The organism is Roseovarius atlanticus (assembly GCF_019802205.1).
In the GTDB taxonomy this organism is placed as follows: domain Bacteria; phylum Pseudomonadota; class Alphaproteobacteria; order Rhodobacterales; family Rhodobacteraceae; genus Roseovarius; species Roseovarius atlanticus_A.
This window is the reverse complement of the sequence record NZ_JAHVHQ010000003.1, coordinates 554,879-567,391: the sequence shown is the minus strand read 5'-3', so window position 1 is coordinate 567,391 and position 12,513 is coordinate 554,879. Positions and strand designations below refer to the sequence as shown.

Annotated in this window: 15 protein-coding genes and 1 tRNA gene; 9 read left to right on the top strand and 7 right to left on the bottom strand. The window is 65.9% G+C overall.

From position 1 onward, the window contains the following. Positions 1-13: 13 nt before the first annotated feature. Positions 14-1,834, top strand: coding sequence for a M3 family oligoendopeptidase (locus KUV49_RS08585; protein ID WP_222449585.1), 1,821 nt, complete (start codon positions 14-16; stop codon positions 1,832-1,834). 75 nt (positions 1,835-1,909) lie between these two features. Further along, positions 1,910-2,077 carry a hypothetical protein gene (locus KUV49_RS08580; protein WP_261391102.1) on the top strand — a complete coding sequence of 56 codons (168 nt, stop codon included), beginning with the start codon at positions 1,910-1,912 and terminating at the stop codon, positions 2,075-2,077. A 91-nt stretch (positions 2,078-2,168) separates the two neighbouring features. Here the strand turns inward: KUV49_RS08580 and KUV49_RS08575 are convergent, their stop codons facing one another. The 4 genes from KUV49_RS08575 to KUV49_RS08560 all read right to left on the bottom strand — a co-directional run bounded on the left by KUV49_RS08575 (position 2,169) and on the right by KUV49_RS08560 (position 5,729). Then, entirely contained in the window at positions 2,169-2,438 is a 270-nt protein-coding gene (locus KUV49_RS08575) for a DksA/TraR family C4-type zinc finger protein (RefSeq protein WP_103762405.1), read from the bottom strand. Between the two features lie 48 nt (positions 2,439-2,486). After that, a complete protein-coding gene (locus KUV49_RS08570; RefSeq protein ID WP_261391101.1) occupies positions 2,487-3,512 on the bottom strand; it encodes an alpha/beta hydrolase in 1,026 nt (341 codons plus the stop codon). Positions 3,513-3,621: 109 nt separating this feature from the next. Then, a complete protein-coding gene (gene rpoH, locus KUV49_RS08565; protein ID WP_152491809.1) occupies positions 3,622-4,518 on the bottom strand; it encodes an RNA polymerase sigma factor RpoH in 897 nt (298 codons plus the stop codon). A 167-nt stretch (positions 4,519-4,685) separates the two neighbouring features. Then, positions 4,686-5,729: an RluA family pseudouridine synthase gene (locus tag KUV49_RS08560; protein WP_222449584.1), complete on the bottom strand. Its 1,044-nt coding sequence runs from the start codon at positions 5,727-5,729 to the stop codon at positions 4,686-4,688. Here KUV49_RS08560 and KUV49_RS08555 point away from each other — a divergent pair. After that, positions 5,728-6,036 (top strand): DUF6476 family protein, encoded by a 309-nt coding sequence (locus KUV49_RS08555; RefSeq protein ID WP_222449583.1) that lies wholly within the window; start codon positions 5,728-5,730, stop codon positions 6,034-6,036. The genes KUV49_RS08560 and KUV49_RS08555 overlap by 2 nt on opposite strands. A gap of 34 nt (positions 6,037-6,070) precedes the next feature. Here the strand turns inward: KUV49_RS08555 and KUV49_RS08550 are convergent. Next, positions 6,071-6,147 (bottom strand) — tRNA-His (locus KUV49_RS08550). Positions 6,148-6,274: 127 nt separating this feature from the next. Here KUV49_RS08550 and KUV49_RS08545 point away from each other — a divergent pair. Next, entirely contained in the window at positions 6,275-6,460 is a 186-nt protein-coding gene (locus KUV49_RS08545) for a DUF6324 family protein (protein ID WP_172978797.1), read from the top strand. 82 nt (positions 6,461-6,542) lie between these two features. Here KUV49_RS08545 and KUV49_RS08540 read toward each other — a convergent pair whose 3' ends face one another. Next, the gene (locus KUV49_RS08540; protein WP_222449582.1) at positions 6,543-6,992 is read right to left on the bottom strand and encodes an MmcB family DNA repair protein; all 450 of its coding nucleotides are present in this window, start codon (positions 6,990-6,992) and stop codon (positions 6,543-6,545) included. A gap of 158 nt (positions 6,993-7,150) precedes the next feature. Between KUV49_RS08540 and KUV49_RS08535 the strand changes: the two genes are divergently transcribed. Next, positions 7,151-8,446 carry a hypothetical protein gene (locus tag KUV49_RS08535; protein WP_222449581.1) on the top strand — a complete coding sequence of 432 codons (1,296 nt, stop codon included), beginning with the start codon at positions 7,151-7,153 and terminating at the stop codon, positions 8,444-8,446. Next, positions 8,443-9,225: a hypothetical protein gene (locus KUV49_RS08530; RefSeq protein ID WP_222449580.1), complete on the top strand. Its 783-nt coding sequence runs from the start codon at positions 8,443-8,445 to the stop codon at positions 9,223-9,225. Before KUV49_RS08535 ends, KUV49_RS08530 begins: the two co-directional genes overlap by 4 nt. A gap of 564 nt (positions 9,226-9,789) precedes the next feature. Here KUV49_RS08530 and KUV49_RS08525 read toward each other — a convergent pair. Next, complete coding sequence (locus tag KUV49_RS08525; protein ID WP_222449579.1) at positions 9,790-10,125, bottom strand: hypothetical protein; 336 nt, start codon at positions 10,123-10,125, stop codon at positions 9,790-9,792. Between the two features lie 219 nt (positions 10,126-10,344). Between KUV49_RS08525 and ribB the strand changes: the two genes are divergently transcribed. From ribB to nusB, 3 genes are read left to right on the top strand one after another with little or no spacing between them, the layout of a single operon-like run. Beyond that, positions 10,345-11,496, top strand: a complete 1,152-nt coding sequence (ribB, locus tag KUV49_RS08520) for a 3,4-dihydroxy-2-butanone-4-phosphate synthase (protein WP_222449578.1) — start codon at positions 10,345-10,347, stop codon at positions 11,494-11,496. A 4-nt stretch (positions 11,497-11,500) separates the two neighbouring features. Then, entirely contained in the window at positions 11,501-12,043 is a 543-nt protein-coding gene (locus tag KUV49_RS08515; protein ID WP_222449577.1) for a 6,7-dimethyl-8-ribityllumazine synthase, read from the top strand. Further along, a complete protein-coding gene (nusB, locus tag KUV49_RS08510) occupies positions 12,040-12,513 on the top strand; it encodes a transcription antitermination factor NusB (protein ID WP_152491800.1) in 474 nt (157 codons plus the stop codon). The genes KUV49_RS08515 and nusB overlap by 4 nt, the downstream gene beginning before the upstream one ends.

Sequence of the window (12,513 nt, the reverse complement as noted above, 5' to 3'; positions counted from 1 at the left end):
ACAGGAGATCCGCATGTTCCAGCTTCCCAAACCCGCCTTCGACGTCAACGCCGCCTCCGGCTCCGACAATCTGGGCGACCTGCCGGAATGGAACCTCGACGATCTCTATACCGGGCAGGACGCGCCCGAACTCAAGCGCGACCTAGACTGGCTGGAACAGGCCTGCGCCGACTTCGCAAACGACTACGAAGGCAAGCTGGCCGATCTCGACGCCGCCGGCCTGCTTGAATGCATCCGGCGCAACGAGAAAATCTCGTCCGTCGCAGGCCGCATCATGTCCTTCGCCGGCCTGCGCTATTACCAGCAGACCACCGATGGGGAGCGGGCCAAGTTCCTCTCCGACTGCCAGGAAAAGATCACCAACTACACCACGCCGCTGGTCTTTTTCACCCTCGAACTCAACCGGCTCGATACCGACACCCTTGTAGCAATGTACGCGGAGAACGCCGATCTCGCCCGCTACGCCCCCGTCATCCGCCGCATCCAGGCGATGAAGCCCTACCAGCTTTCCGACGAGCTGGAAAAATTCCTGCACGACCTCGGTGTCGTCGGCGACGCCTGGGAACGCCTCTTCGACGAGACCATCGCGGGTCTCACCTTCGACGTGGACAGCGAGGAGCTGGGGATCGAATCCACCCTCAACCTGCTCACCGAACAGGACCGCGCCAAGCGCGAATCCGCCGCCCGCGAGCTTGCCCGCACCTTCCAGGCCAACATCCGCACCTTCGCCCGCGTCCACAACACCACCGCCAAGGAAAAAGAGGTCGTCGACCGCTGGCGCGGCATGCCCACCGCACAGACCTCCCGCCACCTTTCCAACGATGTCGAGGCCGAGGTGGTCGAGGCCCTGCGCAACGCCGTGGTCGACGCCTACCCCAAGCTCAGCCACCGCTACTACGAACTGAAACGCAAGTGGCTCGGCCTCGACCGGATGCAGGTCTGGGACCGCAACGCCCCCCTGCCAATGGAGGCCCCGCGCAAGATCGACTGGCCGACCGCTCGCGGCATGGTGATGGACGCCTATTCCGATTTCGACCCCCGCATGGGCGATCTCGCGGAACCCTTCTTCGACAAGGGCTGGATCGACGCCGCCGTCAAACCCGGCAAGGCCCCCGGCGCCTTCGCCCATCCCACCGTCACGGACGTGCACCCCTACGTCATGCTGAACTACCTCGGCAAACCGCGCGACGTGATGACCCTCGCGCACGAGCTGGGCCACGGCGTCCACCAGGTACTGGCCGCCGAACAGGGCGAGCTGCTCTCCTCCACCCCCCTCACCCTTGCCGAAACCGCGTCCGTCTTCGGCGAGATGCTGACCTTCCGCAAGCTGCTGGAGGCCGCCAAGGACAAGGCCGAACGCAAGGTCCTGCTGGCCGGCAAGGTCGAGGACATGATCAACACCGTCGTCCGCCAGATCGCCTTCTACGATTTCGAATGCAAGCTGCACGACGCCCGCCGTGGCGGTGAGCTGACCTCGGAAGACATCGGCGCCCTCTGGATGTCCGTGCAGGGCGAGAGCCTCGGCCCCGCCTTCGACTTCATGGAGGGCTACGAGACCTTCTGGGCCTACATCCCCCATTTCGTCCACTCGCCCTTCTACGTCTACGCCTACGCCTTCGGCGACGGGCTGGTGAACGCGCTCTATGCGGTCTACGAGGAAAATCCCGCAGGTTTCCAGGACAAGTATTTCGACATGCTCAAGGCGGGCGGCTCGATGCACCACAAGGAGCTTCTGGCCCCCTTCGGCCTCGACGCCTCGGACCCGGCCTTCTGGGACAAGGGCCTCGGCATGATCTCCGGCTTCATCGACGAACTGGAGGCGATGGAGGACTGAACCCTGCCTCGCACAAGCGGCCCCCACAGCCTGCGCACCCGCCTCAGACGCGTCCTCGTGCGCATCCGGTCGCGCGTGCCCCCGGGGCTACGGCTGGTGCTTGGCATCCTGCTGATCATCGGCGGGATCTTCGGCTTCCTGCCGGTGCTGGGCTTCTGGATGATCCCGCTGGGCATTGCCGTGGCCTCGCTCGACGTGGTCCCGGTCTGGCGCCGCCTCACCGGCCGCGCGCCAAGGAGCTGACCCCACCTCTTCCTCTGGCCAAAAATATCCCGGGGGGAGCGGCGAAACGCAGTTTCGCCGTGGGGGGCAGAGCCCCCCCGACGACACCCGCCTATTTCAGCTGGCTGTCCTTTGAGCCCCGCCGGTTGATCCCGCCCCGCGCCTGCTGCGCGCCGTCGCGTTCCTGGCTGCAATCGATGCACAGCTTCACGCCCGGCAGCGCCTCGCGCCGCGCCTGCGGGATTTCCTCTTCACACTCGGCGCAATGTGTCAGGCTCTCGCCCACCGGGCGTTTCGCGGCCTTCATCCGCGCCAATTCGTCCTCGATCGAGGCTTCGATCTGTTCGGAAACCGCGCCGTCGCGCGCCCATCCACCGGCCATGTCAAAATTCCTCCTGAACGGCACATATAGGATGCCGCCGGGCCCATGTCACGGTTGCGCCTCCAGCACCATGTAATCCTCGAACGCATCCCGTCCCAATGACGCCTGCTCCAGCATCCCGTTCAGCACCGAAATGGCCGAGGGCGAGGTGATCGCCACCGCGTGGTCGAACCCCTCGCCATCCGCCAGCGCGGTAAAGTCGATCACCTTCACCGGCAGGCCCGCCACCGCCTCCGGCCCGTCGATCACCCCCAGCCGCTTCTTGCGCCCGGTGATCAGGCTGGCGAGGGTCAGCGCCCGGTCCTGCCGCGTCACGAATATCAGGAAGGGCTGTGGCAGCTCCCCGATCGTCTCGGCCTGCCGGCGAAAGACATCGGGGTCGATATCCGGCGACATCAGCACCACGCCACTGATCCGGTCCAGAAGATGCCGGTCGCCTTTCAGCGCCGCCTGCCGCATCACCTCCATCACCAGCTGCGCGCCCATGGAATGGGCCAGCAAGGTCACCCGGTCCTGCGGCCCGCTGGTCAAGGCGTTCAGCAGGTCCTCCAAGTCGTCGCGGGCATAAAGCACGCTGTCGCGGTCATAGACATAACCCCGCGGATCCCCGGCCGAGGCCCAGGCGAACAGCACCGACGGTGCCGCCACCTCGAAGTCCTCGCGCATCTGCGCCAGCCGGTAAAGACTGTCGGACAGCGTCGTGTTGTAGCCATGCACGAAGACCTGCGTCTCGCGCCCCGGACGCGCCCCCTTCACATCGCCAAGGAATCTCGCGGCGGACGGATAGACATCCGTCGCCGCCACGACGAAATCGGTCGCCGCATCCGGCGGCCCGTCGGGCCACTGCACGTGGCCGGCCTTATGTGTCGGCGGGATCGAGATATCGGCCCGGAAATATCGCACCTCGCCCGTGCGCTTCGCGCCAAAGGTCTGCCCGGTACGGTCCAGCGCCTTCTGCGTCGCGACATAAAGCGTCTGCAGATGCGCCTCGGGCACGCTCGGCGCATAATGCGCCGCGGGACGCGGCGCGCAGGACGCCATCACGAACAGGCATAGAATAGACAGCGCGCGCAACGGACGCCTCCTTCGGTTCCGACTCACCTGGCAACAATAAGGCCCCTCCCGCAATGCGGAAGGGGCCAATTTTCGGTGCCGTCGCGTGAGTTGCGTGCGCTGCCCGGGATCAGGCGGTCGCCATCATGCCCTTCTCCGCGGCCAGCGACCGCATGCGCTTCTGCAGCTTTTCAAAGGCACGCACCTCGATCTGCCGGATCCGTTCCCGGCTCACGTCGTACTGACCGCTCAGATCCTCCAGCGTCACCGCCTTTTCGCTCAGCCGGCGCTGGGTCAGGATATCCTTCTCGCGGTCGTTCAGCACGTCCATCGCCTCGGCCAGCAGCTCGCGCCGCGCCTCCAGCTCGTCGCGCTTCTCGTAGTCGCCGGCCTGGTCGGCATCCTCGTCCTCCAGCCAGTCCTGCCACTGCATCGTGCCTTCGCCCTCGGCACCCACCGTGGCGTTCAGCGACGCGTCGCCCCCGGACATCCGGCGGTTCATGCTGATCACCTCGTCCTCGGTGACGCCAAGGTCGGTCGCGATCTGCTTCACCTTGTCGGGATGCAGGTCACCCTCTTCCAGCGCGCCGATGCGGGCCTTGGCCTTGCGCAGGTTGAAGAACAGCTTCTTCTGCGCGCTCGTCGTGCCCAGCTTGACCATGGACCAGCTGCGCAGGATGTATTCCTGGATGCTCGCCCGGATCCACCACATGGCATAGGTCGCCAGCCGGAACCCCTTCTCGGGGTCGAAGCGCTTGACCGCCTGCATCAGGCCCACATTGGCCTCGGAAATGACCTCGGCCTGCGGCAGGCCATAGCCGCGATAGCCCATGGCGATCTTCGCCGCCAGGCGCAGGTGGCTGGTGACCATCTGGTGCGCGGCCTCGGTATCCTGTTCCTCGACCCAGCGCTTGGCCAGCATGTATTCCTCTTCCGGCTCCAACAGCGGGAATTTCCGGATTTCCTGCAAATAGCGGTTCAGCCCGGCTTCGGGCGACGGCGCAGGAAGATTTGCATAATTGCTCAACCCTGTGACCCTCCAATGTTTATTGTCTTAACATCCATATGGGCAGCCAGTTGCCCGGATTCAAGACAGGTGAACCGAATGGTTTAATTATTTATGAATCAAACCGGCCCGGTTTTCCAGTGATGTGACGTTTGCTCACGCACACGTGCTGTGCTGTCATATTAACGTCAGGCCGGGACGCCCAGTTCCTGCAACAGGCCCGCCATGTCCTCGGGCAGGTCGGCCTCGAACCGCATCGTCTCGCCCGTGACCGGATGCACGAACCCCAGCACCGCGGCATGCAGCGCCTGCCGCGGAAAGTCCCGCGCGGCTGCCAGCGCGCCCGGCGACAACGCCTTTTCGTTCAGCTTGCGCCGTCCGCCATAGACCGGATCGCCCACCAGCCCGTGGCCCGCATGGGCCATGTGCACCCGGATCTGGTGCGTGCGGCCCGTCTCCAGCCAGCATTCGATCAGCGCCACCTGCGGCGGCACTCCGAAGGGCGTGACCACGCGCGCCCGCGTCACCGCGTGCCGCCCGGCCCCGAACAGCACCGCCTGCCTTTGCCGGTCCGTCTTGTGACGCGCCAGCTGAGTCGTCAGCTTGAGGATGTTGCCGGCCTCGAAACTGGCCCCGCGCACGCCGCGCAACCGCGGGTCGGCGGCATCCGGCACCCCGTGCACGACGGCCAGGTACTTGCGCTCCACGCTATGCGCCTCGAACTGCGCGGCCAGCCCGTGATGCGCCCGGTCCGACTTCGCCACCACCAGCAGACCGCTGGTCTCCTTGTCGATACGGTGGACGATGCCCGGGCGCTTCTCACCACCCACGCCCGACAGGCTGCCGCCGAAATGGTGCAACAGCGCATTGACCAGCGTCCCGTCCGGGCTGCCCGGCGCGGGATGCACCACCATGCCCGCGGGCTTGTCGATCACGATCAGGTCGTCGTCCTCGAAGACCACCTCCAGCGCGATCTCCTGCGCCACCACGTCCACCTCGGCGGCCACCGGCACGGTGATCTCGACGATATCGCCTTCCATCACCTTCGCCTTGGGGTCGTTGACCACCGCACCGCCCACGCATACCGCACCTTCCGCGATCAGCCGCGCCAGCCGCGTCCGCGACAGCGACGCTTCCTCTGGCACATCGCGCGCGAGCGCCTTATCAAGGCGCGGCGGCGGATCGGCCCCGATCCGCACGGTAACACTGGACTCCAGGGGGGCTGCGCCCATGAACGACTCTCCTCAGCCGCCGTCGATCGACCCCGGGATGGTGCGCTATCTGCGCACCCTCGTGACCGTCCTGACGGGCGTGATGATTCTCGGGTTTCTAGTCATCGTCGCGCTCTTTGTCACCAAGTTCTCCGGTGCCACCCGCGCTGCCCTGCCCGATGAGATCACCCTGCCCGACGGCACCACGCCCACCGCCTTCACCCGCGCCGATGGCTGGTACGCAATCGTCACCGACGCCGACACGATCCTGATCTTCGACGAGGTCACGGGCGAGTTGCGCCAGACCATCGACGTCACCACCGACTAGCCGCGCAACGGGTTCGATCTGCAAGAAAGGGGGATGGTACCACCTCCCCGGCTCGAACGGGGGACCTCCTGATCCACAATCAGGCGCTCTAACCAACTGAGCTAAGGCGGCACGCGGCACGGATTTAACTTTCCCGGTCCGCGATTGCAAGCCTCTTTGACACTTCCCCGCCCATTCCAACCCGCTTGCCTTCACGCGGCCAAGGCGGTAGGCCATTCCAATTATCCAGGAGGCGGCCGTGGGCATCAACGACGAACGCGACATCGAGGCGAATCTGCAGATCGGTCCCACCGACCAGGGCATGGTGCGCCTGTTCATCATGGCAGGCGCCACCGAGATTCCCATGGATTTCGAGCCCGACGAGGCCCGCGAGATCGCCGAGGAGATCCTCGCCGCCGCCAAGGCCGCCGAGACGAAACGCTAGCCCCCGGCACCCAAAATTTACGCAAATTTTGAAATAGAAAATACGCATTTTCTATCCCGTTTTCTGCTCAGAAAACGCCGCCCTACAGCCCCGGATCCCGGGCCCCCTGCAACCGCAGCGCCGCCTGCCGCGCAAACCGCCGCGTCAGCGCCGTGCGCCGCGCGCCCGACAGCTTGTGTTCCGGCGCCATGCGGAGGATCTGCGCGTCATAGGCATCCGCGATGATCAGCCCCGTGCCCTCGGGCAACAGATCGGTCGGAAACGCCTCGTCCACCGCCCAGAAATACCTGTCGCACCATTCCAGGTAGCCGTCCCACTTGAAATCCGAGGTGAAATCGGCGCGACTCGACTTGCATTCCACCACCCAGATCTCGCCCTTCGGGCCCAGCGCCATCACGTCCACGCGCTTGCCCCGTTCGGGCGAGAATTCCTCGACCGTGGCGAAATCATAGCCCAACAAATGCCGGCACACGCCCCGCGCCAGAAGCTGGCCGGGCTGCAACCTGGGGATATCCGTGGCGACGTCCTGCATGGCCCCAATTTATGAACAATACGTGAACATTGGCAACCCCCTGCACGCGAAATGCACATCACACAGCCTTGTCTTGCGCTATTTATTAACCATTTCATACTGATGTCCCGGGGTCTGGCACGGTCGCGCCCCTTCTTTTCGTCCTAGAAAGGTCCGCCATGCCCGATCCCGCCACAGACTCCGCCCGCACCCGCGGCGCCCGCTATGCGCGCGATCTCGAAGGCCATATCGACTGGCTGGAGACGTTCTCCGGCACCGCTCTCGGTGTGCTGGCCGTGGCCTCGGGTATCTATACCTATCTCGGCGTGTCCTCCCTGCTGGACGATACCGGCGCGATGTCCACCTTCGCCGCGCTGGCCTATTCCGTCGCCGTCTCGGTGGGCATCTTCGTCTTCTGGTCCTACCTGCTGCGCCTCTTTCCCGCCGTCACCACCGCGCGCGCCCGCGTCGGCCTACTGGGCGCGATGGGCCTCGGCTCGGTCGCCATCATCGCCATGTCCAGCTGGCTCAACGCCGCGGCGCTCGCCGGGTCCGCGGCGGTCGAACAGCACCTGGCCGAGACCGTGCAGGACTACCAGCAAAGCCTCGAACGCGCGCACGAGATCGCGCTCAGCGGCCAGGCCCTGGGCCGCGACGTCGCCCGCGTCCGCCAATCCTTCGAGGATCTCAGCGAACAGGAAGCCACCGGCAACCTCTCGGGCCTTGCCGGCCGCGGTGCCGTCTTCCGCGTCCTGCGCCAGAAATCCGCCGAACTCGCCGCGCTTGAGGCGCAGATCGCCGAACAGACCCCGCTCGTCGACACCGCCTTCGCCGAAGGCAACACCATCCTCAGCCGGATGCGCTCCCTCACGGTCGAACCGGGGCCCGTCGAGGCCCGCTCGGTCGAGTTTTCCGAGGCCGCCGTCCGCCTGCAAGGCCTCATCACCCAGATGCGCCAGCTGACCGTCGCGCCGCTGGTGGAGCGCGCCGCGCAGGATCTTTCGGCCTCCGTCGTGCTGCCCGAGCTCGACAGCCGCACCGAGGCCGGGCGCGGCGACCAGGCCGCCACCATCACCTCGGTGCTCGAGGTCCTGGGCCAACGCGCCGCCACGCTGGAACGCGCCGCACAGGAGGTCGCAGCACTCGAACCCGCACCAGAGGTCACCTACACGCCCATCTCGTCGGCCGACGCGGTCATCCTCTATGCCCGCAACTTCGTCCCCTCCTGGGCCGGGGCCATCGCCATCGACCTTCTGCCCGCCGTCCTGGTGCTTATCCTGTCGATCACCCACGGCATGATCCGCTCGATGCGCGACGGCACCGATATCGAGGACACGATGACCGTGGCCGAACTGCGCGCCGCCATCGCCGTGGCGCACGAGATCGAGGACACGCCCGCCCCGCGCAAACCCGGGCAGGAGGACACGCGCGAGGATGGTCACAAGGTCAAGCGCATCACCGGAACCACGCCATGAGCGACGCCGACCAGGACGAAAACCCCAAGAGCAGGCACGGCCCGCCCGTCGCCCGCATCCTCACCGGCGCGCTGATCTTCCAGATCGGCATCGGCGCCCTGCTCGTGCTGGGCGATGTCAGCGTCTCGGGCCTGCGCCTGCCGGGGCTCGGCCCCAACGCCCCCCGACTGACCGAACCCGTGCGCCCCGGCGACCAGCGCCGCCTTTTCCGCCCCGACCGCGACCGCCCCGCCACGCGCCCCGCCCGCGACCCGGGCGAGTTGCCCGAGCGCCTGGTGCTGACGCAGGAAGACGGCACCACCTACCGGCTCGAGGGCGGCATTGCCGAAGGCGACGCTGCCCGCATCATAAAGCGGCTGGAGGAAATCGAACCCGCCCCCGAGACGCTCATCCTGCAATCCCCCGGCGGCACCGTGACCGAGGCACTGGCCCTCGGCCGCCACTTCCGCGACTCCGGCCTAACAACCCGGATGCTGTCGGGCGAATACTGCTTCTCCGCCTGTCCCTACATGCTCGCCGGCGGCGCCACGCGCGAGATCGACGTCGCCGCCCAAGTCGGCGTCCACCAGCATTATTTCGGCGAAAGCACGATTCTCCCCGCCTCCTTCGCCGTCGAGGATATCCAGGCGGGCCAGGGCGAGGTCATGAGCTATCTCGACGAGATGGGCATCGACCCGATGGTCATGACCCATGCGCTGGCCACGCCCCCCGACGAGATCTACGTACTCCTGCCCGAGCAATTGCGGGACTACGGATTTATTTCGGATGCCGCGGAATAGCCCCTTGCCGCACCGCCCCCGACGCCTTACCTCAATGGGGTGACGGGTGCTGCCCTTCTCGTGAACGGTTGCATTCCGGTGGCCTTAAGCAATTCCGAGGGAGCTGGCTCTGTCCGGGCCCTGGTCCGGTTACCCGGCGCCCACCTGTATATACAGGTCCTCGGGAATGAGAGAACCAAACGGTTGCGTGCGGGCCCGTCACACCTTCCGCACATTGCGCCGCGCCGTGGCTTGAAATCGTCCCTTTATCCCGGAGCGCCCGACGCCAGAGATCCCCGGGTCAAGCCCAAGGATGACCTCGGACGAGCGTAGGGTGGGTGAAAACCCACGCGCTTCGCGAACCCGACGCACGCCCTACAGCGTGTCTCACAAATTCAAATCGGAAAAAACCTACCGCATGCTCCAGGTGTTCCCGGACCCGATCCCGGACCGCCCGACGCCAGAGATCCCCGGCTCAAGCCCGAGGATGACGTCGGACGAATGCGTAGGGTGGGTGACAACCCACGCGTAACCACGCCGGACACCACACCCCGCCACCTTGCTGAAACCCCGATCGGAAAAAGCCTACCGCTTGCTCCAGAACGGACGCGCGCCCTGATCCACCCGCACCGGGATCGTCGCATGGTCCCGCCGCATCACGTGCTGGCGCAACCCGCCACCGGGGCCATCGTCGTCGTCATCGTCCTTCATCCGCATCACCGCGATGCCGAACTGCACGCCCGCAAAGACGATCCCGTTCGACACCCACAGCAGCAGGACCGCCAGCCAGCCCTTGTCGGAATGGCTGACCAGGTGCCACAGGTTGGCGATATCGAACCACAAGAGCATCCCCACGAAGACCGCCGCAAGGCCAAAGCCGATGGCGACGTTCACGATATACATGCGGATGAGCTTGGGCATTGGACGACTCCTTTGCGCGTTGCACATAAGTGTAGCACAACATCCCCGCGCCTCAAGGAAAAGCACCCGCGCCACCGGCTGATCGGTGCCGTTCCGCCGCGACATGTCGTCCGACGGCCACCTCCGAACCCGTCAGCCGGGGGCCTTAACCCGACATCCCCTCTGGCCTTCCGCAAACCCCTGCGCTATCTGGCGAGCCTGTAACCCCAGAGGCGCCAGATGTCCGAAACCCAAGCCTTCGAAAAACCCGGGCCCGTCGAGGCCGAGCTGCGTTCCGCGATCTCCTCCACCGAAGAGATCATCGCCGAGGCGCGCGCCGGCCGCATCTTCATTCTCGTCGACCACGAGGACCGCGAGAACGAGGGCGACCTGGTGATCCCCGCCGAATTCGCCACGCCCGAGGTGATCAATTTCATGGCCACCCACGGCAAGGGCCTCATCTGCCTGCCGATGACGTCGGAACGCATCGACCGCCTCGGCCTGCCGATGATGGCCGTCAACAACTCGTCGCGGCACGAGACCGCCTTCACCGTCAGCATCGAGGCCCGCGAGGGCGTCAGCACCGGCATCTCGGCGGCCGACCGCGCGCTGACCATCTCGACCGCGATCAACGAGCAGAACACCCAGGCCCATATCGCCACGCCGGGCCACGTCTTTCCGCTGCGCGCCCGCAACGGCGGCGTGCTCGTGCGTGCCGGCCACACCGAGGCCGCCGTGGACATCTCGCGCCTCGCCGGTCTCAACCCCTCCGGCGTGATCTGCGAGATCATGAAGGAAGACGGCACCATGGCCCGCCTGCCCGACCTCGTGGACTTCGCGCGGGCCCACGGCATGAAGATCGGCACCATTTCCGACCTCATCGCCTACCGCCACAAGCACGACAACCTCGTGCGCGAGGTCCGGCGCGAGACCGTCACCTCGTCCCATGGCGGCGCGTGGGAGATGCGCATTTTCGCCGACCAGATCACCGACACCGAACACGTGGTGCTGTCCAAGGGCGACATCACCGACGGCAAGCCCGTGCTGGCCCGCACCCACGCGCTCAACGCGCTCGAGGACGTGCTGGGCATCGGCCTTGACGCCAAATCCGAAGGCCCCACCGGCAAGCTGCCCCGCGCCATGAACATCATCGCCCGCGAAGGCCGCGGCGCGGTCTTCCTCTTCCGCCAGCCCCGGCCCTCGCTCGCCTCGGAAATGGAAGAGGACGACACGCCCCGCACGATCAAGCAGACGGGCCTCGGCGCCCAGATCATGTCGACCATGGGCGTGCACGAACTGATCCTCGTCACCGACAGCCCCAGGACCCGTTATCTCGGGCTCGACGCCTACGGCATCAGCATCGTCGGGACCCACCCGCTCAGCGAAGGATAACGCCATGGCCGGAACCGAAGACACCCTGCCCCGCGCCACGTTCGACAAGCCCGTCAAGCTGCTGATCGTCGTGGCCCCCTTCTACCGCGACATCGCCGACATGATGATCGAAGGCGCAAAGGCCGAAATCGAAGCCTCCGGCGCCACCTGCGATCTCGTCGAGGTCCCCGGCGCGCTGGAAATCCCCACCTCCATCGGCATCGCCGAGCGCCTGTCGAATTTCGACGGCTACGTCGCCCTGGGCTGCGTCATCCGCGGCGCCACCACGCATTACGAAACCGTGTGCAACGATTCCAGCCGCGGCATCACCCTGCTGGGCCTTCAGGGCCTCTGCATCGGCAACGGCATCCTGACGGTCGAAAACCGCGACCAGGCCGTCGAACGCGCCGACCCCGAACAGATGAACAAGGGCGCGGGCGCCGCCGCCGCCGCCCTTCACCTTATCGCCCTCACCCGCAAGTGGGGCACCCGCAAGGGCGTCGGCTTCATGCCCGACGCCGAAGAATACAGGCTCGCAGGCACGCCCAAGGATACGCCCACCGCATGACCGAACTTTCCGGCAACCAGAAACGCAAGATGCGCTCCGCCGCGCGGCTCTACGCCGTGCAGGCACTCTTTCAGATGGAACATTCCAGCCAGTCCTACGAGACGATCATCCGCGAATTCCTCGATTTCCGCTTCGGGCAGGAAGTCGAAGAGGGCATCGACATGGCCGACGGCGATATCGACCTCTTCCGCAAGCTGGTCGAACAGGCCGTCAACTGGCAGTCCAAGATCGACCAGATGACCGACCGTGCGCTGGTAGCCAAGTGGCCCATCGCCCGCATCGACCCCACCTTGCGCGCCGTGTTCCGCGCCGCCGGGGCCGAGTTCCTCGAAGGCGAAGCGCCGGTCAAGGTCGTGATCAGCGAATTCGTCGATGTCGCCAAGAGCTTCTATCCCGAGGGCAAGGAAGGCAGCTTCGTCAACGCCGTCCTCGACCACATGGCGCGCGAGGCGAAACCCGAGGCGTTCTGA

Excerpts from the sequence above, each read along its gene's own strand:
- KUV49_RS08585 (WP_222449585.1), top strand. The coding sequence starts at position 14 with ATGTTCCAGCTTCCCAAACCCGCCTTCGACGTCAACGCCGCCTCCGGC.
- KUV49_RS08575 (WP_103762405.1), bottom strand. The coding sequence starts at position 2,438 with ATGGCCGGTGGATGGGCGCGCGACGGCGCGGTTTCCGAACAGATCGAA.
- KUV49_RS08555 (WP_222449583.1), top strand. The coding sequence starts at position 5,728 with ATGAACGACTCTCCTCAGCCGCCGTCGATCGACCCCGGGATGGTGCGC.
- KUV49_RS08560 (WP_222449584.1), bottom strand. The coding sequence starts at position 5,729 with ATGGGCGCAGCCCCCCTGGAGTCCAGTGTTACCGTGCGGATCGGGGCC.
- KUV49_RS08540 (WP_222449582.1), bottom strand. The coding sequence starts at position 6,992 with ATGCAGGACGTCGCCACGGATATCCCCAGGTTGCAGCCCGGCCAGCTT.
- KUV49_RS08535 (WP_222449581.1), top strand. The coding sequence starts at position 7,151 with ATGCCCGATCCCGCCACAGACTCCGCCCGCACCCGCGGCGCCCGCTAT.
- KUV49_RS08530 (WP_222449580.1), top strand. The coding sequence starts at position 8,443 with ATGAGCGACGCCGACCAGGACGAAAACCCCAAGAGCAGGCACGGCCCG.
- KUV49_RS08525 (WP_222449579.1), bottom strand. The coding sequence starts at position 10,125 with ATGCCCAAGCTCATCCGCATGTATATCGTGAACGTCGCCATCGGCTTT.
- ribB (WP_222449578.1), top strand. The coding sequence starts at position 10,345 with ATGTCCGAAACCCAAGCCTTCGAAAAACCCGGGCCCGTCGAGGCCGAG.
- KUV49_RS08515 (WP_222449577.1), top strand. The coding sequence starts at position 11,501 with ATGGCCGGAACCGAAGACACCCTGCCCCGCGCCACGTTCGACAAGCCC.
- nusB (WP_152491800.1), top strand. The coding sequence starts at position 12,040 with ATGACCGAACTTTCCGGCAACCAGAAACGCAAGATGCGCTCCGCCGCG.